The sequence below is a fragment of the Sphingobacterium thalpophilum genome, from assembly GCF_901482695.1.
Lineage (GTDB): Bacteria > Bacteroidota > Bacteroidia > Sphingobacteriales > Sphingobacteriaceae > Sphingobacterium > Sphingobacterium thalpophilum.
This window is the reverse complement of record NZ_LR590484.1, coordinates 1,394,027-1,418,386: the sequence shown is the minus strand read 5'-3', so window position 1 is coordinate 1,418,386 and position 24,360 is coordinate 1,394,027. Positions and strand designations below refer to the sequence as shown.

The window sequence follows — 24,360 nt, the reverse complement described above, 5'->3', positions numbered from 1 at the left end:
GGATGCGCTTTTTTTGTGTGTAAATTATTGCTAAATTCGTGCGGCCTATTGTTATTGAGCGTGTTCAGGCGGTTTTTTCGATAATTAGAATCTATGGAATTTGGAGTTCATCGTGTGATTGGGGTAGAGCGGGGGTCTTCGGGTATGGGTGATGCAGTGGCAGCAGATAATTATATTGTACTTTTTGTCTCTGCTGGCGGCTGTAGGGTAAAAATTAATCAGGACATTGTTGAAATTGGCGAATACAGCCTCGTATTGGTGCCGCGGGGAGTACATATCGATGCCGATCCAAGCGAGACACGGGGTTTTTTGATTATCTATTTCTCTGAGAGTTTTTTTGCCCGTACAGATGTTGATGCTGCCTTTCTGCGCAATTTTAAATCATTTAATAAACAGGAGTATACATATAGATTGCTGAGCGTGCCCAAGGAATACGCTACTTATTATGACTTTGTAGGTACGCAGCTGAAGCTTTCCAAACTCAATTATAATCAGGCTATCTATAGAGATCTGGCTTATAATATAGTCAAACAGATTGTGCTGCTGGCTGCCATTCACATGGAGGAGAGGCAGTCCGGTGAAATGCTGGGGCATGGCTCTGATATTGCCCTGGTCAGGCATTTTCAAGAATTGGTACGGCAGCAGGTCAAAAAAGAAAAGCAGGTGGCCTTTTACGCTGCACAGCTCAATATCGGAAGCAAAAAGTTAACCAATCTGACCAAATCTGCGCTCGGCGTGACCCCTAAAGAGGTGATTGTTGGGGAACTTTTGCGCGAGGCGAAAAAGCTGCTTACAGAGGCTTCCTATAGCATTAAGCAAATAGCCTGGGAACTTGGTTATACCGATGTCAATAATTTTAGTACCTTTTTTTTAAAAGAAATCGGAATGACTCCCAGTGAATACCGTAAGCGCTGGCAATTATAAGTAGCGTATTGTATTAAAAAAAATACAGTCTAAAAAAGGAAAAACGCTGGTCTTTATTCTTTCGTTTTTACAATAACAGTTATATTTATAGTAAAACAACGAAAGCGTATGAAAGAGGTTGCATTGTTTTTGGCATTGGGGGGTATAGCGACTGCTGCCTCGGCACAGACAACGGTCAAGCTGAATGTGGTATTGCACGATGTGCAACACCTGGCGATCAATCCTGACCAGTCGACTGTTACGTTAGCTTATCATACACTTGACGATTATCAAAACGGTGTCGAGTCTGTCCAAAAGAGGCACCTTTCTATTTTTAGTACGTCGAGCTACGAGGTAAAAGTTAAATTGGCAAATCAGGCTTTCGTCAGACTTGATGGTGAGCAGATGAATGCGTTTCCTGTTCCGCCCATACGTGTGAAAGCAAGGGCGGTGAACGCTCATGTATCAAAAAAAATGGAAGCCAATCCACTTTCAACACGGGAGGAAGTGCTCATTGCTTCGGATTCACCTACTTTTGATGCGCTTTTCGATGTATCATATCACGGCCCCGGTGCCAATGAATTGATCAATTACGTGGAAAAGAATAAAGCCGTGACTTTTACCAATGATGTGCTTTATAGTATTGAAACCAAGTAAAATCAGCCATTTTTATTTTCTGCTAACTTTCCTGCATCAAGCTTTATGGCTGTAGGTATTGCCTTGTAGCTGAACAGCTACAAGAAACTACAAGGTCTCCTTTTCATACTTTTTAGGACGAAATTCATACTTTTTGCCGAGAGTGGCGATGTACCTTTGTATTGTCCCAAGAGGATAAATGAAAAGAATTAATACCTTAAAAATAAAAAAAATAAAATGAAAAAAATTATTTTCGCCGCAATCGCTGTTATGGGTTCATTGTCTTTCGCTAACGCACAATCATCTGCAAAGGTAAAATTGAACGTCGAACTGAATCCCTTCCAGTCTATTGAAATTGGAAGTGGAGCAGGCCAGAGCAATGATGGAAATGGCGTCACTTCGGGTTACGATGATGAGGTTACTTTAAAGTACGAAAAAGCTGCTGACTACACCAACGGGGTGCAAAAATTGGTAGCCAAACAACTGAAAGTGTCTTCAGTCGGTTCAGGGTACAAGATTAAAGCTTCCCTATCTGCAAATGGCAACTTTACCAAGGTTGCAGGGAATGGTGCCGGATCGTATGATGCAAAAAAACTGGTGGAAATTCAGGTTGGAGGCCAGTCCGCAAGTACTGATGTGAACATGGAGTTTGGACCGTTTGGAAATACAAGTACTGCTGAATCTTCTGTATTAGGAAAAGAGCTGGATGTGAAATACATCGGTAAGCCTCTTAGTGAGACTACTGTAAAAGATCTATTGGGCAATGGCGGCAAAGATACCAAAGCAAAATACACCATTGATGTGGTATACACAATCGCGGCAAATTAAACAAAGACCCTAAACCCTACGAAAAACATGCGCATACAGGTATCTCCGGATACCTGTATTTTGTATATTTTAGGCCAATGAATTTAAGCTTATGAAACAGATCACCTTTTCAATTTTATTTTTATGTACTGTGTTGGCCGGATTTTCGCAGACTGGGTTAACTGTGGGACCACCAAGGCTTTATTTTGTAGGTGATGCCGGACAGGCGCAGACGCAATTTCTGGATGTCACTAATCCAAGTAAGGATTATACACTTGAACTTGGTGTATCCTTCGAGGATTGGGCATACTCTGTCTATGGTGATAACGTTTTGAGTCCGAAGGGAACGCTGGCTACTAGCTGCGCGGACTGGCTATCGGTATCGGAATCTTATTTTTCTTTGAAGCCCGGAGAATCCAAACGTCTGCAGCTGCATATGCAGGTACCGCAGAATGCGAAGTTCAGCGCGGATGTACCGGTGCATACAACCATGCTTTTCGTGACACAGTTGAATCCAAGAGCCCGCGAAAAACAGGAGGGGGCAAATATCCGTCTCGCTGTGCGTTCAGGGGTGAAAGTTTATCACCGATTTAACGGCAGGGAAGCACCTGACCTGGAAATCACAAATTTGCTACACAAGGATCTGGATACATTGGGCCAGTTCTTAGAAATAAGTTACGAAGTCACCGGAAATATATGGCTGGAAGGACGCATGAGGGCTGAATTCCTAAATCAGGATACCGGAGAAAAAACGGTCGTGGATAATCTTAATTTTTATTGCCTGCCCGGAGATAAGCGCATGCAGTATATAGGGATTCCAAAGACATTGAAATCGGGCAGCTATCTAGCTTCTATATTGGCATTTTATGGCGATCAGGACGTAGTAAAGATCGCGGAACTGGAGTTTAAACATGTGGCAAAAAATTAGATCCTTTAGTCTGCTGAGCGGAATTATTTTCCTCACTGCGGCTGTCCATGCACAATTGAGATTTTCGGTTTGGTCAGACAACTATTTCGAAGTCACTTCCTATCTGGGAAAAACAACAGGCGACCGTTTTAATGTTTTCCAGTTTGATCTCAATGGAACAGCTGTTAACGAACGTGACTGGAGTTTGGGAGTACGGTTACTAGGGCCGATACGTACTATTGCAGGCGGGAAAAATCGAAGTGGCAATACTTTTCCTCCAGATAAGATCAGTCTCCGCTGGACTGCGGACAATAATGATCCCGCTTTCCGCCTGGATGGCATTGGCGCTAGCCGCAACCCAATTGTTCTTCAGAATAGTAACGAAGTTCTGTTAATTGACCGGGCAAAACAGCCAATCAGTAGCAATGGGAGATACTATGTGCAATATCAATTGTATAGTGCATTGACGATAGCGCAAGGAAAGTATTTGGATGACTACCTTAGCCCTGACCAGTACACCTACTTAAAATATCGTATTCCACTATTGTTTACGTTATATAATGGACAGGGGAAAATAATTGGAACGCAGGAGATTAATTATGAGATGCAGTTGCCTCCGCGTCTGACAGATGGGGCCATGGTCGATATGGAGCCTGATTATAGCTTGGAGATTGCTGCTGAAGCGGCAAATGCTACTTTGCAGTTTTCGACGCAAAAGGACTATTTGCAAGGGGTAGCCCTACAGATGCCAGATGCAATACGTGTACATTCGGTGACCGACTTTGAGCTAAGGGTAAAAGCACTGGAACCGGAAATAGTAAGAAACGGAGGCGGTACTCTTCCTTTGTCCATATTATCGCTTCAGCTGACTCCTGGAGGTGGTCTGAATAAAATAAAAACCAATCCTAAGATCTCGTTAAGCGCACAGGAGCAAATGTTGTTGTCTGCTGCTTCGGCTGATAAAAAGCAGGTGCAATCATTTAACGTTGGCTACTGGGCCAACCTGACACCCGGACAGGTGAGCGAATCCAAATCGGGAGCCTATAGTGTGTCGCTGTTATACCTGTTGATCCCTCAGTAACCGGATGTAAACGTGTCCAGCAAATATTACCATATCGTTAAAAGCTTTCTTTTGGGGTGGCTTCTGTTGGCGGGGCAGTTTATATACGGGCAGTCTGCGGTGTCCGTTGAGTTAGGCGTTGCAGACCATGTCCAGTTAGAGGCCGGTTTAAATAGCATCGATCTGCAGCTGTATAATTCCTCTATGGAAACTTTTATCGGTAGGATCGATTTTGTGCTGCCGCAGGGACTCGGGACATTGGGGGCAACGCAGATACCCGTAAATATACCCGCTGGGAAAAAGCGTTTTTTTAGCCAGCGCTTGCAGGGTAAGGCGCTTTCTCGATTGAAAGGACAGCAGCTGAAGATTGAACTGCGCAGTGCTACGGGTACCTTGCTCCAAACCAAATTGGTGACCATTGATGTCCCCTTAAAACGAGGAGTGATCCTGCAGGATCTTACTGCACAACAGTACCTCAGACAGGTCGGTGATTCGATCTTTATAAAAGCTCGTGCGATCAACATCGGTACGACGGATGAACAGCTAAAACTCTTATACTCATCTCCCGATCGTATTGGAAATACCAAATTTCAGGAGCAGAGCCTTAATCTTTCAGCGGGTAAAGACACCGTATTGATGCTACGTTTTGTCGTTGAAAAATATATGTTAAAGCGTGCTCAATATACCGTTGCCATAACTGGGCTTTATGAAAACGGAGATGTGTTCGGAAATCTGTCCATCTTGCTGTCCAATATGGCTGCGGACAGAAATTATCAGCAGTTGTTTGATAATAGAGGCAATCTGGCAGCTTATTCCCGTAATTTTATCGATATCCAGATGGACAATCTGCTTGGTGAGCAGCAGTCGTACTATCTTCAGTCTGAAGGCGAGTATCGGCTGATCGGTGGTCAGCTGCGTTACAGCGCTTATCTGACCAAGACCGGTGGTGTGGAACAGCCAACCTTGAGCAATACTTTTGCCTCTTTTCAAAAAGGAAGGAATATCTATACCCTCGGGCATATTCAGGAAAGTATGGAGGCGCCAGTTTACGGAAGGGGACTAAAATTCGATCATCTGGATACCTCGAGGGCTGCGAATTTTGCTGTTGGTATTTTGCAGCATCGTGTGGATCTCCTTGATTATAGCGATTTAAACGAAGCAGGAGTCACGGTCTTCGGAAAGCTGGTACTCGGGGAGAATAAGCCTGAGCGCTATCGCTATGAAGGGCAGCTTTTTTACAGTCGAAATACCGCAGACAGCACCACGGGTTTACTTTGGAGTAACAGCTTTGATCTGCTCAAGCAAAAAGATGCGGGAAAAATGGTTATGCGTATGTTTGTAGGTGCTGGTCTAGAGTCCCGGAATATGATGGTCGCTTCGGGAGATTCGTCCATGCCATCCCTGGCCTTGGGGCTGCGCGTGGACCGAAGGCTTGCAAAATGGAATTTTAGTGCGGATAATTTTTATAGTTCACCATATTATACTGGCAACCGCCGCGGCGCCCTTCAGTTGGCAGAGCGGGTTAGTCGTCAGTGGGGAAAGCTCTCCACGAATCTGAGCTACACTTTTTACCGTTATAATCCAAGTTATCTAAATGAGCGGTTCCTGAATTATGCCAGTCAGTCATCGCGCTGGGATTTGAGTATGTACAGACCGCTAACTCCGTTCCTGACTTTGTCTGTGGTGCCCAATTACAACAAAGAAAAAGGTACGTATGCTTTGACGGATGGCATACGTGATCTTGCATTTGAATCCTGGCGGATATTGTCAAACTTAACTATTCGCTCCAGGGATATGCAGCACAGTGTTAATTTGATAACAGAGACGGGATTGGTGTCAGGACTATTGCAGGGCAATGGTAATTTGATTCTGAGGTCGGATCTCAATTACAATTACAGAAGCCTGAACCTCTCTGCTTCTTATCAGGAGGGTGTCTTTCAGCTTGCTGATCTGGTAAGTGCCATGGTCCTAGGCCGGCCTTTAGGTAGCCGATTTTCCCTAGGTGCACGTGTGGGTGGGCAATTTCTACAAAATAGATTGCAGTGGTCTGCCAATGCACGTGTAAATAAGAGCCATAGTTATGGAGACAGTTACGGAGGCAATGCGAGCTTTAATTATCGTGTACTCAAAAATACAATGGTGACGGGGCTTTTTCAGTATAACTATAGCGCAGTAAAAGCTGGATACAATTATGATTTTAATAATCTCCGGATCGGGATCAGACAAAACTTGAACGGATCAAACATTAATCGTCCAGCAGTGAAAACTGGTGATTTACGGATTTTTTGCTTTTACGACCACAATTTTAATGGCGTGTTTGATGGAGATGACCAGCCGGCATCAGCGCATAGTTTTACCATAAAAGGAATTTTGTTTGTGTCTGATCAATCTGGCCATGCTTCATTTAAAAAACTACCTTATGGATCTTATCTGTTATTTTCTCCCAAGCAGGGACAATATATGGCATTGTCAAAAGAGCTGATTGTCCAGCAAGGAAATATGCAGATTCAGGTCCCTTTGCAGCGTGGCGGCACTGTGAAAGGAAAAATTAATATTGAATACACCCCCGGGCTCAGTCTTGAAACAGACCTTAATCTGGATATACACAGTATAGTTGCGAAAGATGCGAATGGAACAACAGTTTCGATACGAGTAGACAAAGATGGACGATTTGAGGCAGGACTACCACTTGGACGCTATAGTTTCTATTTGGATGCGACCAAATTTCCAGAGCATGTTTTTTCAGATGCTGAAGCACAGACAGCCACAATCGAAATAGGTGACGAATTGGTGCTTGAACCTTTTGTGTTAAAAGTGAAGTCAAAAAAGGTCAATGTCAAACGGTTTGGGCAGTAAGCTCTTCCATTTCAAAACCTATCCTGCGACGTTTTGCGATTTGCCTGTGTCGAAATAGTCAAGTAGACTCTCATTCAGAATAGGTGATGTTCTTAACATATCGCGGACAGGGTATTTTTCTGCAATATTTTTTAAAGCTTCTAAGTGTCGCTCATGATGAAGATCGGTGCCCGCAAAATCATACATTCCTGATTTGAGTAAGGTCATTGCAATGGCCTTACAGTCAACCCCGTAGTATCGGCTAAGCGATAAGAGGTTCAACTGCAACAGACATCCTGCATCTTTAATCTGCTTATAGATATTAAAATTGCTATGATAATAATTATAGCGTTCGGGGTGTGCGAGAACGGGTTTGTAACCGAGTTTCTGAATGGCCAAAATGGTGTGAAAAAGCGCTTTTGATTCCGATAGATAAGACATCTCAATCAGCACATATCCTCCCGGCATGACACATAGTTCATCTTGTTGCAATAACGTAGGCAATCCATCATCAATCATATGCTCGGCTGCAGCGAAAATGTCCGCGTCACGTCCTTTATCCCTCAGGCCGTTCGTCAGATTTGCCTGGGCCGCATCAATACTCATTTTATCATTGGGATGTACTCCAGCCATAATGTGTGGCGTACAGATAAACTTTTTTAATCCCAAGCGCTGAAGTTCCTGAATGTATACAATCGAGTCTTTTACAGACTGGCTTCCATCATCTATCCCCGGCAGCAGATGGTTGTGCATATCAACACCTAGAAATTCCAGCTGGGCTAAGGGCCTCACAGACGATGACCTTGTAGTTTTGAACAGTTTGCTGAAGAAACTCATAATATATAATTCAAGTTTATGGTATTCCTTGTCTTTCAATATGTTTGCAAACAATATGCCAAATGTAGTGTTTTTAAGAAGGGCAGTTTAGAATAAGCGATATTTTTGTCGAATCGGAATAAATTTGGAAACATGTTTAGCTTAGTTTTTTTATTTTGCTTCCGTTTGTAACAGTTTCGGTATAATACTTGCTTGTTCCTCCTGGAAATAGGTGGATGCTGTATATGGACAGTAGGGTGTTATTTTTTTAATGATTTTGTAGATTGATTATTAAAATTTGATTATCTTGGCGTTCTTATTCTGAAATTGGAAAGAGCCATATGCGCTGTGCGGAATATTTAATTCGTTGCAGTATCTACTGTTGATAAGAACATAAACTAAAAGGAAGAAAAAGCTATGATGGGATCTCTATGGGATTTGAGAAAACGTTTGCGCAAGGATAATCCGCGGTGGGTCATTTTGTTGATCGATATGTGGTTCGTCTTTGCCAGTTATGTGTTTTCAAATTACGTTGTTAATAATTTCAAGGGTGTATTTGACGCTGAGCTTATGCTTAAAAAGCTGGTGCTCGTATTACCGGTATATTTTGTGCTATTTTTGTGCTATAATACCTTCAGAGGGATTGTACGCCAAACGGGCATTCGGGACACGATCAAGATATTCAAGACAATAGCAGCTGCTTATCTGGTTTTGATGTTGCTTACTTTTGGCATTAAAGCCGTATTTCATAAAGGGACGCTGGCTGGAGACTATTTACGTCTTTCTTACGGTGTTTTGACAATGCAGGCCTGTATTCTACTCGTCATGATGGTGGGAGCGCGTGTAGTATACCGAACGATTTATGAATATTTATTCCTACCTGCCAGAAAAGTGGAGAATGTCCTCATCTTTGGGGCCTCGCGGCCGGGACTGGTCTCTTTCTCTTTATTAAAAGAGGACCCTCGGATAAAATATCAGGTCGTAGCCTTTGTCGAGGACAAAATTTCGCGCATTGGCAAAAGGCTGGCTGGCCTCAAAATCAAAGATATTACTGAAATCACCAAAGAATATACTGACAAACATCATATCACGCAGGTGATTATTGCCGTTGAGAATAATGATCCTGAGCGTTTAGAATATGTATCGGACTGGTTTCAGAACCTTGGGCTCGAACTCAAGATTATGCCGCCGGCACGTATATTGCTCAACTCAGGCGCCAAGCGCGAAATCCGGCCACTGAAAATTGAAGACTTACTTGGCCGCAAACCTATTAAACTGGACCATCCTGAGATTGAGCAAGAAATGCAAGGCAAGGTAATCTTAGTGACTGGAGCAGCAGGTTCTATCGGTTCGGAACTGGCCCGGCAGATTGCAAGGCGGCACTATAAAAAACTGATCCTCCTGGATCAGGCTGAATCCGCCTTATATGATATACAGCAATCCATCAAGGCGACACAGCCAGAGCATCTGCATTGCATCGTCGCGGATGTGCGTAATTATGCGTTTATGCAGAATATCTTTGCACAATATAAACCGGATCTGGTGTTTCATGCGGCGGCGTACAAACACGTGCCGCTGATGGAGGCAAATCCGTATGAATCTATTCAGACCAATGTGCTGGGTAGCAAGATTGTCGCCGATCTCTGTATGAAATACGGTGCCAAGAAGATGGTGATGGTCTCTACAGATAAGGCTGTCAATCCGACCAATGTTATGGGGGCCACTAAACGTATGGCCGAAATCTATGTCAGCAGCTGCACTGGCAAGTCCAGCACCAGCTTTATCATTACCCGTTTTGGAAACGTATTGGGTTCAAATGGTTCGGTCATCCCGCTCTTTGAAAAACAAATGGAAAACGGCGGCCCGCTAACTTTGACGCATCCGGAGATCACGCGTTTCTTCATGACGATACCCGAAGCCTGCCAGCTGGTACAGGAAGCGGGTGTCATGGGCAAAGGTGGAGAAATTTTTGTCTTTGATATGGGCAAGTCTGTCAAAATCATGGATTTGGCCAAGCGAATGATCAAGCTCAAAGGCTACCGTTATCCCGAAGATATCGATATTAAGATCGTTGGTCTGCGGCCCGGAGAGAAAATATATGAGGAGCTATTGGCCAACAATGAGAACACGGTCAAAACGCATCACCCTAAAATTATGATTGCCAAGGTAAATCATGATGAATTGCCGTTGAAAGCCGAACGCATCAACGCACTCTGCCAGCAGATTGTTGACGCTGATCAGCAGTTGCCGGATTTTATGAAGCTAGTGGCCGGCATGAAGCAGATTGTCCCAGAATTTAAATCCCAGAACTCTGAATACGAGGTGCTGGATGGTTTAGCTGAGCAGGAGCTGGTCGAAGAGGTGCCTGTCTATACGTTGTCCAAAAAAGCATAAAAGCATCCATGACAAGGAGACAGGGCAGAAAATAGATTCCTGTATAAATAACAAAGTCCTAATCCTAGGACTTTTTGCGTTTGTAGGGTGACTGTGGCGGATAAAACTTGTCAATTAATAAAAATCAAGCTAATTTTAACGTGGAATTTAATTTTACAGTAACTTCCGGAGACCAGTTCAGGATAGAACTGGCCGATAACCGAATCATATGAGTAAAAAAATATTAATTACAGGTGGAGCAGGATTTATTGGTTCGCACGTCGTGCGCGAATTTGTCCTTAAATACCCCCATTATCAGATTATCAACCTGGACGCCCTGACTTATGCGGGCAATCTGGAAAATCTGAAAGACATCGAAGGCTATGCTAACTATATTTTTGTGAAAGCTGATATTACCGATCAGCCGGCTGTTCGAGCTGTTTTTGATCAATATAAGCCGGATGGCGTAATCCACCTGGCTGCTGAGTCGCACGTAGACCGCTCAATAACTGACCCGAATGCTTTTGTGATGACCAATGTTATCGGTACTGTAAATTTGTTGAACGCCGCACGGGAGCTGTGGAAAGATAATTTTGAAGGGAAGCGTTTTCACCATGTCTCCACGGATGAGGTTTTCGGAGCGCTGGGCGACACAGGCTTTTTTACAGAGGATACCAAATATGATCCGCATTCACCTTATTCTGCTTCCAAAGCAAGTTCGGACCATTTTGTGCGCGCATACCACGACACGTATGGATTACCAATTGTCCTGACCAATTGCTCAAACAATTACGGGCCGAATCATTTTCCGGAAAAGCTAATCCCACTCTGTATCCATAATATATTAAATAATAAACCTCTACCCGTCTACGGTGATGGTAAATATACGCGCGACTGGCTTTTTGTGATTGACCATGCCAAAGCAATAGATCTGGTGTTTCATGACGGCAAAAATGGAGATTCGTACAATATCGGCGGGTTTAACGAATGGCAAAATATTGATCTGATCAAGGAGTTGTGCCGACAGATGGACATCAAACTTGGTCATGCGGAAGGTACCTCGGCCGCACTGATTACCTTTGTGAAAGATCGTCCCGGACATGATCTGCGTTATGCGATAGACGCCACCAAAATTAATCAGGAATTGGGCTGGAAACCCTCGGTGACATTTGAAGAAGGACTGTCTCTGACCATCGACTGGTTTTTATCCAATCAGGAATGGTTGGACCATGTGACGTCGGGAGATTATGAGAACTATTATAACAGGCAGTACAACGGCGCATAGCTATGAAGTATACAGAAACTAAACTCATGGGCTGCTTTATCCTGGAGCCGACGGTATTTGAGGATGAGAGAGGCTATTTTTTTGAATCCTACAATGAAAATAAACTGACACCCATTTTGGGATATACACCGCGATTTGTGCAGGATAATCAGTCTAAATCGCAATATGGTGTCGTTCGCGGATTACATATGCAGACCGGTGAGCATGCACAGGCTAAACTGGTGCGCGTATTAGAAGGGCGAGTGCTGGATGTGGTGGTAGACGTCCGCTCGGGGTCAGCAACTTTCGGAGCGCATGTCGCAGTAGAGCTCTCTGCCGAAAATAGAAAACAGCTTTTCGTTCCACGTGGATTCTTACATGGTTTTTCGGTCCTCTCCGAGCAAGCTGTATTTTTCTATAAATGTGACAACGCTTACAATAGGGAGTCGGAAGACGGTATAGATCCCTTGGACCCGCAATTGGCCATTGACTGGCAGCTGATGCCCGAAGAGATGATCCTTTCGCAAAAGGACAGAGAAGCACAGCGCTTTGCTGAACTATGTGATAAATTGCAGGCTTAATGTCTTTAACGCTTTTGTCACCTTCGTGCCATGCTATATGACGGGTATAACTTATATCATTTGCGGCATGTCGTTTGTGCAAAAACAGCTTTGTATACTGAGAGAACAAAAAAATATAGATAGATGAAGATCGTCATTACAGGGGCCTCCGGACAGTTGGGGTCTGAATTGCGGGAGCTGTTGCCAGGCAGCGAAAAAGAGTGCTATTTTTTGGACCGTAAACAGTTGCCGCTGGATCAGACCGAATTGATTCAGGATATTTTAGGCATGTATCAGCCAGATCTCATTATTCATGCCGGCGCTTACACAGCGGTCGATCAGGCTGAGGACGAGCCCGGTCTGGCCAATCTGGTCAATCATCTCGCCTGTGAAGAAATTGCCCAGTATTGCCGGCTCCATGGGGCTAAACTGATCGCGGTCTCTACAGATTATGTTTTTGATGGCAACTCAGCGGTGCCTTTGAAGGAGGATGCGCCGACTGGTCCTGTAAATGTCTATGGGCAGACTAAGCTGGCGGGCGAAAAGGCCATCCAAAAGTGGTGTGCAGAGGCAATTATTATCCGCACTTCATGGGTCTATTCATCCTTTGGTAAAAACTTCGTCAAGACTATGTGCCGGCTGATGGCAGAACGGGATGAGGTGCGGGTGATCAATGACCAGATCGGAAGCCCTACGTATGCTGCTGATCTGGCAAAGGCAATTTTGAAAATTGCGGATTCGCCAAACTGGCAGGCTGGGATATACCATTACAGCAACGAAGGTGAAATTTCCTGGTATGACTTCGCTGTAGCTATAAGGGATATCCGTTCGTTTGACTGTAAGGTCACACCCATTCCGACCACCGCTTATCCGACTCCGGCAAAACGTCCACAGTATTCTCTTTTGGACAAAGCCAAGATAAAGGCAGCCTATGCTGTGGAGGTGCCGGATTGGAAGTCGAGCTTGATGCGTATGCTGGACGAATGAAGCTATATCAAGAAGTGTTAGGAACTCTCTAAATCCCATCATAAAAATGAAAGGAATTATATTAGCGGGCGGGTCAGGAACCCGCTTACATCCCTTAACATTGGCTGTGAGCAAGCAGCTGATGCCGGTCTATGATAAACCGATGATCTATTATCCATTATCTACCTTGATGCTTGCGGGTATCCGTGAGATTTTGATCATCTCCACACCGCAGGATTTGCCCAATTTTCAAAAACTGCTCGGGGACGGGTCTCAGCTGGGTTGCCGTTTTGAATATAAAGAACAGCCTAGTCCAGATGGACTGGCACAGGCCTTTATTTTGGGAGCAGACTTCATCGGCAACGATAAGGTGGCGCTGATCCTTGGGGACAATATCTTTTACGGATCAGGGCTGTCAAAGCTCCTGCAGTCGAGCGCAGATCCGGATGGTGGTATTGTGTTTGCGTATCCAGTACATGATCCCGAACGCTATGGGGTGGTCGAATTTGATTCCAGCAAAAAAGTGATTTCCATCGAAGAAAAGCCGGCCCAGCCTAAATCAAACTATGCCGTTCCGGGAATCTATTTTTATGATAATGAAGTGGTATCCATTGCTAGAAACATCCGACCGTCGGCGCGCGGGGAGCTGGAGATCACTGACGTCAATAGCGAGTATTTGCGTCGGGGAAAACTACAAGTAGGTATATTCGATCGGGGTACAGCCTGGCTGGATACCGGAACAATACAGTCGTTGATGCAGGCCGGCCAGTTTGTGCAGGTCATTGAAGAACGGCAGGGGATGAAGATCGGTGCTATCGAAGAAGTAGCGTACCGCATGGGATATATTGACCGGCCCCAATTATTGAAAATCGCTGAGCCTTTGTGCAAATCAGGCTATGGCGAATACTTAAAACGGATTACTTTATAATCGTTTCAGCCAGTATCATCTTACAAGTAGAATTTTGTTTTATCGTATAAAAATACCATTGTAAGCCTTCTATGTACAATTGCTGCAAGACAGTCCCAATCCGCTATCTTTGCGCTCAATACTCTATATGACAGCATCGAAAAGAATCTATCAAATTGACCTGTTTCGCTTTATAGCGGCATCCGCTGTGCTGCTCTATCATTATCTTTATCGGGGCTATAAAGCCGGCAACATGTCTTTACTGCGCTTTGATGGGGTCGGCGAGTATTTTAAGTATAATTACCTGGGGGTGGATCTGTTTTTTATGATCAGCGGTTTTGTGATCGCTTTTTCGATCAAACATCTTTCCCTATCCAAATTTTGCTATTCACGCTTCAGGCGCCTTTACCCCATGTATTGGCTCTGCCTGTTGCTGACATGTGGGGTGACTTACTTTTGGGGAGCTCCGCGATATCAGGTTACCTTCTCGCAATTGCTGGCCAATTTGACAATGGCACAGAAGTTATTTGGCGTAGGGGATATTGATGGTGCCTATTGGTCACTCTATGTTGAGCTGAAATTTTACCTGATTATTGCCATATTATTGATTATTAACCGGTTCAGGAAAATCAGCCTGGATTATCTGGTCTACGGATGGCTGCTGCTGTCAAGCCTGCATCTGTTTGTCGGTCCTTCGCTAGTTTATGATGCGCTACATGAATTTTTTATCCTAGACTGGAGCGCGTATTTTATAGCAGGGATCATCTTTTGCCAGATCCGATTGCAGGGTCTGAAGCTGAAACATGTATTCCTGCTGCTCTATTGCCTTTACCTTTCCATTGACGGTGCGGTAGGCCGGATCCACTGGCTGGAACGAACCTTCCACAGCGACTTTTCGCCCTATATCATTGGCAGTACCCTGGTGCTCTTTTATGCGTTGATGCTGCTCGTTTCCTGTAATCGGCTAGAGGGACTCAATTCAGCCAAATGGGTCAAAGTTGGTATGCTGACCTATCCTTTATATTTGATTCACCAGCATATCGGCTTTATTCTGTTTAATCACCTACATCCATACCTGAATAAATATATGCTTGTTACATCGGTGACCTTGCTGATGCTGGCTGTGGCATATCTACTGTCCGAATGCATTGAACCTCGATTGCTGAAACTTTTTAAGCTCCCTAGTCGCGGGGCCTAGCTAACTTTTTGTAGCTCTACGCCAGAATTTGCCACTGCAACAGCCGTATTCACAGCGCAGCTCCCGCCGATCCTGATGTACACGTTGCAACGACGCTGTGATCTCCAAATGACGTGCTGCGGTTTGTGCTGGCAGCACTTAAAAGACTATATTGCCTTGATGGATAAGCGATTTGACGGGTGAAATGCGGGAGACCGCCTCGGCTGAACAGCTCGCGTCGATCAGCACCACGTTGGCCTCGTCACCGGCCTTTGGCCATTGTTGTCTGCCTTTATCATCCAGTGGGATGGGGCCGGCGGTAGCTAGTTTGAGCATGCGCGAAAGGCCATACTCAGTGACCTGTCCATATACCTGGGCCGCCAAATTAGCTTTTTGCAGCACGCTGCCGGTACCGAAGGTGTTCCAATGGTCGACAATGCTGTCGTTGCCGGTCATCACGGTAACTTTGTTTTCCAGCAAGGTCGGAATAGGCATGATCAGGCCGGCAAATGGAATGGTGGAAACAATGCCGATCTGTGCCGCACCCAGCTTTTCGGCGATTTCCTGCTGCCTGGCTTTGTCGAGCTTAGCGAGGACAAAACAATGGCTCAAAAAGGTCTTGCCCTTGAGTGCTGGATTTTCATCCACTTTCTGGATCAGATATTCCACGGTCTTTAATCCAGACTCGCCCGATTCGTGCAGATGAATATCAATCCCTTTATCGTGATCAAGCGCCAGCTGCACCGTGAAATCCATGGTCTTCTCGATAGCGCCGTCAATGGTGAAGGGATCTACACCGCCGATATAATCGATATTGGTCTTTGCGGCTTCTTTAAGATAGGGCACCGTATCGGTATAATAAACACCATGCTGCGGAAAGGCGACAAGTTCGGCTCCGAAACTATCTTTCTTGTGGTCCAGTGCAAGCTGCAGGTGATGCAGGGAGTCCAGTTTGGAGGTCGGCTCAATATTGACATGGCTGCGCGCAAAGCCGGTGCCATTGGACTGCAGCAGCTCAATGAGTTTTTCGGCTTTAAAGGTTGAGTTTTTCAAGAGTTCGGGCAGCAACTGCTGTTCGAGAGCAATCATGCCCTTGACACCGCCGGCCCCGCGCCGTACCGCCTGCCACTTGTCACCATAAAATGTTTTATCCAAATGGATGTGCATATCCCTAAACGAGGGCAGCATCAGCATGCCCCTGGCGTCAACGGCATTCGGATCGTTGCTGTTGGGACCGATGCTTTTGATCTTACCGGATTCGATGCGTACGGAGAAGAGTGCGGTCTTGGTAGCAAGGACATGGCCTCCTGCATCATAATCGAAGCCCGTTTCCAGCAGTACGTTTTTAAGGGTGTAAGCGGTCGTGCTTAATTGTCCGGTCTGATTCGATGAAAGGGAAGATTCTTGCTGTTCATCTGCGAATAACGTACTTGATATAAACGTGCTGCCCGCCAATGTCAAGGCGGTATTGCGTATAAATTCTTTGCGTGTCAAGGCTATTGGTTTCATCTGATTTCTGTTTGTGTCATCACCTGCTGCAGCTGATTCATCATGTGTGCCAGCTCAATACAAAGATAGATAACCGAATGCCGCTATTTGCTGGGCAATTTCTGCCATTTCTTGTGTGATTTATCTCTTCTCTCTAAAATCGCTGGGACTCATACCTGTCTGCTGCTTAAAAAAATTGGAGAAGTAGGCCTGATCTGCAAAACCCAGCGAATAGGTAATTTCCTTGATGGAGGACTCTGTGCTTTGCAGAAGGCGTTTGGCTTCCACACAGATACGCTGGTGAATCAGCTGTGTGGCTGATATCCTGAGGTGTCTTTTGCAGAGGATATTCAGGTAGTTGGGCGAGATATGCAGTTTTTCGGCATAAAAGGCGACCATCTTCTGTTCCCTAAAGAATTCATCAATCAGCATATTAAACCGGGCCAGCCGTGGCACGTTCTGATACACTTTGAATTCGGTAAAAACATGTTCGGCCTCCCGGCTGACGATGGCGGCGATCACTCCGGCGCGCGCCGTGATTAGCGGAATAAGTGAATGTTCGCGTTCCAGCTCTTTTTTTACGGACTCAAATTCGTAATGCAGCTGTTCGAAAGCTTCGGTCGTCAAGTCAATTACCGGATGATTTTGGTAGTTGGTAAAGGAAAAACGGAAAAAGGGCGCAAAGTGCTCGAAGAATGCCCGGTCAATCATCAGCTGATAGCCAATGGTGCCATCGTAAATATGCCATTTGTGCATCTGACCGGGGAACAGCACATGCACCTGATGGTTTTTGATCGGGTAGTCTATGGAGTCAATCGTATGTGTGCCAGAGGCTCTGTCGAATAAATTGAGGATAAAAAAATCATGTTTATGTGGCTTATCGATCACCCTTTCCCCATGCAGCTCATTGAAAAGAAGTTCCTCGCGGCCAGCCGTTTGTCCTTTACGGAAACCGTCCAGCCCAATGACTGGCGCCCAGATGTTAGTATTGCGTTTATCCATGATCATGATCTCTGACCTAAAATACAAAACTGGTCCGAGCTTTTGAGGCCCTGGCGTCAAAAATTAACCCTGGTCCTTTTCCCAATTGTTTCCTAAATTCAGTATACATTTGCATCTGACAGCAGTGCAATGCGCAGTCCTGAATCGTGCCGGCTTGGAGTTTCGCTGTCATACAGTATAATAAAGGTTGACTCAATGAAAATACTTGTAATTGAAGACGAAGTGGAATTGAGGGAAACGCTGAAAGCTTCCCTGACCAAAGAAGATTATGTGGTGGAGACTGCAAGTGATTTCTATACCGCGCTTGATAAGGTGCTGGTCTATGATTACGATTGTATTCTGCTGGATGTCATGCTTCCGGGCGGCAGTGGCCTTCAGGTGCTGGAGCAGCTAAAAAAAGAGGGCAAGTCGGACAATGTGATCATTATATCTGCGAAGGACTCCTTGGACGATAAATTGAACGGACTGGAGCTTGGGGCAGATGATTATCTGACCAAACCTTTTCATATTGCTGAGCTAAATGCACGTATTAAAGCTGTCCTGCGCCGCAAGCAGCGGGACGGCAAAGACACGCTTGAAATGGGCAACATCGTGTTGGATCTGCATGAGCGCAACCTGTTGATTGCAGGTGAGGCCGTCGCACTCAACAGGAAGGAGTTTGATATCCTTCATTATTTCTTGTTGAACAAAAATCGTCTCGTGAGCAAAAGTGCCCTGGCAGAGCATGTATGGGGCGACAATACGGACCAGGCCGATAATCTAGATTTTATCTATTCGCAGATAAAAAATCTGCGTAAAAAATTTTTGGCGAAGCAGGCAGATGTGGACTTTGAGGCAGTCTACGGGGTAGGTTATAAACTGGTGAAAAAATGAAGTTAGCGAATCAGACCCTTAAATATTTCTCCGTTTCGGTGCTTGTCGTCATCGCACTGTGGTCAACAGTGTTTTACTTATTTATGCTGGAAGCCATCCATGACAATATTGATGAAGAACTGGAAAACCAGAAGCGCCTGATTATTCAGGAGCTGACGGAAGATGAAACGGTATCTCCGGATCTGGAATTCGGGATAAACAACTATAAGGTACGTGAAATTACCGAGCAACAAGCGCTCAACATGAAAAATGTCTATAAGGACACCATGCTGTATATGCAGGATGACGATGATCCCGAACCGGAACTAGAGCCTGTGCGTATGCTAACTACCGCCTTTGTGCATAAAGGACACTATTATGAGCTATCCATTATCAACTCGATGATTGAAGAGAGTGACTTGATCAAAAATCTGTTTTATTCTGTCCTGATCCTGTTTGTGTTGCTGGTGATCAGCATCGTCTCGATCAATAGGGTGGTCATTCAGCGGCTATGGAGCCCATTATATCGCTTTCTGGAACAGTTGGCCAGGTTTAGGCTGGGTAAAACTGCAGATAAGCCTGCGATGGATACCAAGATACAGGAGTTTAAGGATCTGCAGCTGGCTGTGGCCACATTGATTCACCATAATGAAGAGATCTATGAACAGCAGAAGCAGTTTATTGGCAATGCTTCACATGAGCTGCAGACCCCACTGGCGATCATGATCAACAAACTGGAAATGCTGGCGGAGACGCAGGGTCTGCAACCCGAGCAGTCGGAAATCCTTGCGGATCTGCTGCATACGGCTGAGCGCCTGGTGCGCTTAAACAAATCATTGCTACTGCTCACCAAAATTGAAAATAAGCAGTTCTTCGATAATGAGGAGATTTCCATCAACGGGCTGGTCGGGCATTTGGTGGAAGAGCTGGAGGATATGGCTGCATTTAAACGTGTAGAGATCCGGGTGGAGCAGCAAAGCCAGCTAAGCGCACGGCTTGATGCCGCTCTGGCCAATATCATTGTGGCCAATTTACTGCGAAACGCGCTATTTCATAATATCGAGGGGGGGTATGTGCATATGACCTTGACGGATAAACTGCTGCAGGTAGCCAACACGGGCGGTCAGCCTCCCTTGGATGCAGACAAGGTGTTCTCCCGGTTTTACAAATCTGATGCCGCAGCCCGCGGTACTGGGCTAGGTCTGGCGATCGTACAGGCGATATGCAACCTGTATGGTTTTGGACTTTCATATCGACATGAACAGCAGCAACATATCTTTACAGTAGTTTTTTATCCGGCTTAAGGTATATTCCCAAATGTTTACAGAATCAGGGCTTTCCTTTGTTGTACATTGAAGGTTGTACATTAAAATAATTAAGTCATGAAACATAGAACGATATGGGGTGCAATGCTGCTGACATTATCAGCGATGGGAGCTGTAGCACAGGATATTCCCCAGAGTCAGGTGCCTGCACTTGTGGTCAACAGTCTGCAGCAGCAATTCCCAAAAGCTAAAAATATAGACTGGGAGCTAAAGAACGGTTTGTATGAAGCGGAATTTGAAACGGGATTGTTTGGCAGCGATCACGAGCTGTGGATCCAGCATAATGGAAAAATTGTCCGTCACAAGGAAGATCTGTCTAAAAATGACCTGCCAAAAGCAGTTTTGGCAAAAGTCAGAAAAGACTTCAGGGGCTATCGTCTGGAAGATGTCAAAAGGATTACAGAAGGGCGGAAAGTGTGCTATGCTTTTGAGGTAAAAAGCAGCCGTGATGAATGGAAACTGATGATGGACCCTAATGGCAATGTTCTGGAAAAGCGGAGGGACTAAGCCCTGCAGCTGCCGGATTAAAAACACCTTGCCAGCATTCTTAACTGCTGGCAAGGTGTTTTTTATGAAGTTTAATGTCCCCCTTCTTCGGCATGCAGTTCAAAAGTCAGGCGGACGATATCCTGCCCGGCGAATTTGCTTGCATAGTCGCTTAGGTTCCAGTCAACACGGGTCACACTTGCTTTGGTTGTCGCATCGTCAAACTTTCTAAGGACATACGTTACCTCTTTTTCACCGGCATTGTCCTTTCCGGCTGTAAAATAGCTGATGATGCCTGTTGTTTCAACGGCTCCGCTGACAGCAGTGCCATCGCCGTAGGTGGCTTCCTTGGGCTGGAATACAGCTCCGGTAGACGTGCTGCTATTGGGGTTCAGAACAAAACCACCGCCTGTCAGGAAGGCCTTATAGAATGATGCCGTTGCTTTGTCCTTGATGTACTGGCCTTGGATTTCCTTGCCTGATGCATCAAACTGCTTGAACTCGATCTTATAAACAGCTTCAGGGCTGATATCAGCGTGTGCACCCGATAGTGCTTTGCCGTCGTTGCCAAAGCTGACGGTAAGTGGCTCTACACCTGTTTTTTCAGCGATATCATGGAAATGGTCTCCGTGGGCATGCGCATCTACTTCGGTAAAGATCAGCTTAAATGCTACCTTCGCCTCAGCTGCCTCAATGGTCAGTGGTGACTCTACCGTTGTCGACGCTCCAGCTTTATCAGTTACTGTCAGGTGAAAGTGATAGGTGCCTGCCGGAGCTTCAGATGGAATATCGACATGCTCGTGGAAGTTCGCATTTTTCACACCTATATACTTTCCTTCGGTATACGTTTTGCTGAATTTGAAATTGGCGCCACCTTCCTGGTGGATCTCAATGTCAATCTTATCGATCAGCGCTTCGGCTACAATTTCTGCCTCGAGATGCAGATCTGCCCCCGCCTTGGCCGTCTTGTTGTTGCCCGAACCGATTTCAAGTGCACTGATCTGTGGTTTTACCCCTGCCGGAATATCGACGTCATCTTTTTTACAGGAAGATAAAAAGCCAATTAGTAGTGCAGTAAATAGCATCAGTAAATTAATGTTTCTGGTTTTCATGTGCATTGGATTTAAAAGTTTAGTCATTCGTTTTGTTATTTCATCTGAACTGTTCGCTTATTCTACGATGCGTATGCTGATTCCCTTTTGGAGACTCCAGCCGGACTGATCGGTTACCTGGATCATAAAATGATAATTGCCCGGATCTACTGTTGCCGGAACTTCAATGTCAAGCTGCGCATCATACTGCCGGGGCTGGCCGGAGATATTGACGGTCTTGACATAGACAAAAGGAGCTACCGGTGTTTTGACAGGATCTAAGGGGCACTCTTCCACCTCCGTGCTATGTGAATGATGGTCAAAATTGTGATGCACATTCAGACTATAGCTGCCCAGCGCTACATTGTCGGACAATCGGGCGCGAAAGGTAAACGAAGTACCACGCTTTACCTCACTGCATTGTTTTGGAAAAGCGCTGCCCCAACTGATATCGATCTGGGGCTTTTCCGTGTCAATGTTTTCCTTGTCTTTCTTACAGCCTGTGACTGTGCTTAACATCAGGGCTGCGATTGCATATTTTGTTAATGTTCTCATGAGTGGGTATGTATTTTTCTGTATCTCACATCCTGCCTAAGGGAATGCCCATCGAAAGGACCACATTGCGTCCTTGTTCGGGTAATGCGATAAGCCGATAAAAGTTCGTATGTTCCATATATTTACGGTCGAAAATATTCAGTACCTGCAGCCGCAGCTGAATGTTGGAGCGGCAGATCTGAAGCTGTGTGCCAGCCCGAAAGTTAACTAACTGATAACCATGGGTCTGATCTTCCGGAGGTACAACGCTGGATTGGCGGGCGGTCCATTTGCAGTCCAGTGAAAAGTAGGACTCTTTAAAATAAAGACTATTTTTGGGCATCCAGCTTAGGTCTAGAAGAGCCGAAGGCGCCGGCGAAAAGGGTAAGGTATACCCTTTTTTCGCTCCTGATAGCTGCTCAGAACGGATATAATCGGCCAGAAGTTCGATCTTCCAGCGGGCAAGTGGCCGGTACTCCAGCCTGAGCTCGGCCCCATATCGGCGTACTTTACTCTCGGCGTATTCGAATATTTGGTTGCCGGCTCCGTAGTACTGGTCGTAACCCGCAGTCGGATTGAGATAGATATAGTTGGAGAAGTAATTGAAAAATGGCGTGAACGCAATCGACAGCCGCTCAGGTCGCCAGGCAAGGGAGAAGTCCACTTGGTAAGACTGTTCGGGTGATAGGGATGCATTACCTTTCTCATAGCTGAAATAATGATAATTGACACCGTTGGCAGCGAGCTCCTGTGCGGAAGGCAAGCGGAAGCTTTTGCCCACCGTTAACTTCGTCTCCCAGGATCCGGCTTGTGTCGCCATACCCAGTGACCATACGAGGCTATTAAAGTTGCGTTTGAGCTGTTGTGCGCGAACCAAATATTGGTCGGGCTGGTTTTCCAGCTGGGATGCAAACCAGTCTCTGTACAAGTCACTGTTGATCTGGCTGTAATCATAGCGCAATGCGCCATACAATGTCGTATGTGCGTTTATGGGATAACGATCGTAAATAAACAGGCCCAGCGCCTTTTGGCGAAAAGCAGGAATGAGAAAGCTCCAGCCGTTGATCGTATTGTGCTGATATTCACTGTTGATTCCGATGGTAAGACGGTGAGAGCCCAGACCAAACTGGTCTCTGGCGGCAAGGGTATAGATATGCTTATCATACAGCCGCTCGAGCTGGATGGGAATGCGCATCGTGTCGGGGTACACGGGCGGCATATATCCATGCGCAGTATAATGGTTGTACTCCCGTCGATAATTGCGCTGATAGCCTAGATCTATATCTACCTGATGTGAACCCAAGGTAAACGTATTGCGGTTTAGCAGCTTAAAATGGTCAATCCGTTGGCTGGGAAAAAGAATATCCCGGTGCGATCTGTCGTACAATGCTGTATCTACTCCCCGGGGTTCCAGTCCGTGTGCATTGGCAAAAAAGCCGGCATGGGTATGGTAGTTGCTCAGGTAGAGCATGGAGGAAAATCGATCTCCCAGATATCCGCCACGCAGCTGGAAATGTCGTTCCCGCCCTGCGGTATTGCGTACATATCCATTCTTAAGCCTCACGGGGTAGTTGTATACATGCACCGTATCGGTGGGAACACGGTAATCACCATAATCCAGGTAAGTGAAGCCGCCTCCAAACACCCAGTTTTTGCGGCGTCCTTGCAGCTGCAGCGAACCGCCGAGTGTCGCATTATTCGATTTTGCCAGTAAATTCAGCGTGCCCTTGAAGCCGTCGTGCGGCAATTCGGCTGGCGGTGATAAGCGGATAACACCGCCAATCGCATCAGATCCATACATAAATGAGGCTGCGCCCTTGATGATTTCGGCTGTTCCGACGCTGAACTGATCAATTTCGAGACCATGGTCTAGACCCCATTGCTGTCCTTCGTGTTTAATACCGTTTTCTACGGTGGCAACACGGTTGAAACCGAGACCGCGCACCTGGGGTTTGGACTGGTTGGCTCCGATGCCGATTGCATGCACACCCGGAAGGCGGCTCAAGGTTTGCATCAGACTGCCAGCCTGATATTTTTGTATAGAATCCGCTGTGAGTTTGTCAACAGTCATCGCTCCAACTTCTGTCTGCTTATACAAACTTCCATCTACGCGTACTTCCTGCAATCCGATATCCTTAGTTGGTTGTTCCTGCGCGGTTGCCTGCCGCAGGATAAAAGTTGCCATGAGGAGAATAAGAATGCTACGCCTGTTCATCAAGTTCTATATGCTTGTAAAATTATATTTGCAATTAAGTTGCAACAAAGATAGATAAAAAGAATTTAAAAGCAACTATGTTGCGTGTTTTTAAATAAGAATACTTGCTGGAATATGGTCAGTAATGGCAAAGTTTTTGTATATTTTGGCTTCTTC

21 protein-coding genes are annotated in these 24,360 nt (G+C 45.6%); 15 read left to right on the top strand and 6 right to left on the bottom strand.

The features are described from left to right. Positions 1-93 precede the first annotated feature (93 nt). The 6 genes from FGL37_RS06110 (at position 94) to FGL37_RS06085 (ending at position 7,169) form a co-directional block, all read left to right on the top strand. Entirely contained in the window at positions 94-924 is an 831-nt protein-coding gene (locus FGL37_RS06110) for a helix-turn-helix domain-containing protein (RefSeq protein ID WP_051606647.1), read from the top strand. Positions 925-1,032: 108 nt separating this feature from the next. Beyond that, complete coding sequence (locus FGL37_RS06105) at positions 1,033-1,560, top strand: hypothetical protein (RefSeq protein ID WP_028069218.1); 528 nt, start codon at positions 1,033-1,035, stop codon at positions 1,558-1,560. A gap of 216 nt (positions 1,561-1,776) precedes the next feature. Then, positions 1,777-2,367, top strand: a complete 591-nt coding sequence (locus tag FGL37_RS06100; RefSeq protein ID WP_051606645.1) for a hypothetical protein — start codon at positions 1,777-1,779, stop codon at positions 2,365-2,367. A gap of 91 nt (positions 2,368-2,458) precedes the next feature. Continuing rightward, positions 2,459-3,274 (top strand): fimbrial biogenesis chaperone, encoded by an 816-nt coding sequence (locus tag FGL37_RS06095; RefSeq protein WP_028069217.1) that lies wholly within the window; start codon positions 2,459-2,461, stop codon positions 3,272-3,274. Beyond that, positions 3,258-4,334 (top strand): hypothetical protein, encoded by a 1,077-nt coding sequence (locus tag FGL37_RS06090; protein WP_028069216.1) that lies wholly within the window; start codon positions 3,258-3,260, stop codon positions 4,332-4,334. Before FGL37_RS06095 ends, FGL37_RS06090 begins: the two co-directional genes overlap by 17 nt. 12 nt (positions 4,335-4,346) lie before the next feature. Then, positions 4,347-7,169, top strand: a complete 2,823-nt coding sequence (locus tag FGL37_RS06085) for an MSCRAMM family protein (protein ID WP_138096698.1) — start codon at positions 4,347-4,349, stop codon at positions 7,167-7,169. A gap of 18 nt (positions 7,170-7,187) precedes the next feature. On the opposite strand, the gene FGL37_RS06080 is transcribed toward FGL37_RS06085, so the two are convergent. After that, on the bottom strand, positions 7,188-7,985 hold the full coding sequence (locus FGL37_RS06080; protein ID WP_051606725.1) for a tyrosine-protein phosphatase: 798 nt from the start codon (positions 7,983-7,985) through the stop codon (positions 7,188-7,190). A gap of 396 nt (positions 7,986-8,381) precedes the next feature. On the opposite strand from FGL37_RS06080, the gene FGL37_RS06075 reads away from it, so the two are divergent. From FGL37_RS06075 to FGL37_RS06050, 6 genes are all read left to right on the top strand, one after another. Then, a complete protein-coding gene (locus FGL37_RS06075; protein ID WP_232048645.1) occupies positions 8,382-10,358 on the top strand; it encodes a polysaccharide biosynthesis protein in 1,977 nt (658 codons plus the stop codon). Positions 10,359-10,566: 208 nt separating this feature from the next. Next, the gene (gene rfbB / locus FGL37_RS06070; protein ID WP_028069214.1) at positions 10,567-11,622 is read left to right on the top strand and encodes a dTDP-glucose 4,6-dehydratase; all 1,056 of its coding nucleotides are present in this window, start codon (positions 10,567-10,569) and stop codon (positions 11,620-11,622) included. 2 nt (positions 11,623-11,624) lie between these two features. Next, positions 11,625-12,182, top strand: a complete 558-nt coding sequence (gene rfbC / locus FGL37_RS06065) for a dTDP-4-dehydrorhamnose 3,5-epimerase (RefSeq protein ID WP_028069213.1) — start codon at positions 11,625-11,627, stop codon at positions 12,180-12,182. 123 nt (positions 12,183-12,305) lie between these two features. Then, positions 12,306-13,148: a dTDP-4-dehydrorhamnose reductase gene (gene rfbD, locus FGL37_RS06060; protein WP_028069212.1), complete on the top strand. Its 843-nt coding sequence runs from the start codon at positions 12,306-12,308 to the stop codon at positions 13,146-13,148. A gap of 46 nt (positions 13,149-13,194) precedes the next feature. After that, a complete protein-coding gene (gene rfbA, locus FGL37_RS06055; protein WP_028069211.1) occupies positions 13,195-14,055 on the top strand; it encodes a glucose-1-phosphate thymidylyltransferase RfbA in 861 nt (286 codons plus the stop codon). Positions 14,056-14,182: 127 nt separating this feature from the next. Continuing rightward, a complete protein-coding gene (locus FGL37_RS06050) occupies positions 14,183-15,232 on the top strand; it encodes an acyltransferase family protein (RefSeq protein ID WP_028069210.1) in 1,050 nt (349 codons plus the stop codon). A gap of 138 nt (positions 15,233-15,370) precedes the next feature. On the opposite strand, the gene FGL37_RS06045 is transcribed toward FGL37_RS06050, so the two are convergent. Next, positions 15,371-16,720 carry an amidohydrolase gene (locus FGL37_RS06045; protein ID WP_028069209.1) on the bottom strand — a complete coding sequence of 450 codons (1,350 nt, stop codon included), beginning with the start codon at positions 16,718-16,720 and terminating at the stop codon, positions 15,371-15,373. Positions 16,721-16,840: 120 nt separating this feature from the next. Beyond that, entirely contained in the window at positions 16,841-17,707 is an 867-nt protein-coding gene (locus FGL37_RS06040) for a helix-turn-helix domain-containing protein (protein ID WP_197734452.1), read from the bottom strand. Positions 17,708-17,896: 189 nt separating this feature from the next. On the opposite strand from FGL37_RS06040, the gene FGL37_RS06035 reads away from it, so the two are divergent. The 3 genes from FGL37_RS06035 to FGL37_RS06025 all read left to right on the top strand — a co-directional run bounded on the left by FGL37_RS06035 (position 17,897) and on the right by FGL37_RS06025 (position 20,385). Next, a complete protein-coding gene (locus FGL37_RS06035; RefSeq protein WP_028069207.1) occupies positions 17,897-18,574 on the top strand; it encodes a response regulator transcription factor in 678 nt (225 codons plus the stop codon). Then, positions 18,571-19,857, top strand: a complete 1,287-nt coding sequence (locus FGL37_RS06030; protein ID WP_028069206.1) for a sensor histidine kinase — start codon at positions 18,571-18,573, stop codon at positions 19,855-19,857. Before FGL37_RS06035 ends, FGL37_RS06030 begins: the two co-directional genes overlap by 4 nt. A gap of 78 nt (positions 19,858-19,935) precedes the next feature. Beyond that, positions 19,936-20,385, top strand: a complete 450-nt coding sequence (locus tag FGL37_RS06025; RefSeq protein ID WP_028069205.1) for a PepSY-like domain-containing protein — start codon at positions 19,936-19,938, stop codon at positions 20,383-20,385. A gap of 71 nt (positions 20,386-20,456) precedes the next feature. Here FGL37_RS06025 and FGL37_RS06020 read toward each other — a convergent pair whose 3' ends face one another. From FGL37_RS06020 to FGL37_RS06010, 3 genes are read right to left on the bottom strand one after another with little or no spacing between them, the layout of a single operon-like run. Then, entirely contained in the window at positions 20,457-21,476 is a 1,020-nt protein-coding gene (locus tag FGL37_RS06020; RefSeq protein ID WP_051606643.1) for a DUF4625 domain-containing protein, read from the bottom strand. Positions 21,477-21,533: 57 nt separating this feature from the next. Then, positions 21,534-22,010, bottom strand: a complete 477-nt coding sequence (locus FGL37_RS06015) for a DUF4625 domain-containing protein (protein ID WP_028069204.1) — start codon at positions 22,008-22,010, stop codon at positions 21,534-21,536. 25 nt (positions 22,011-22,035) lie between these two features. Then, on the bottom strand, positions 22,036-24,174 hold the full coding sequence (locus FGL37_RS06010; RefSeq protein ID WP_160169470.1) for a TonB-dependent receptor: 2,139 nt from the start codon (positions 24,172-24,174) through the stop codon (positions 22,036-22,038). Between the last annotated feature and the right edge of the window lie 186 nt (positions 24,175-24,360).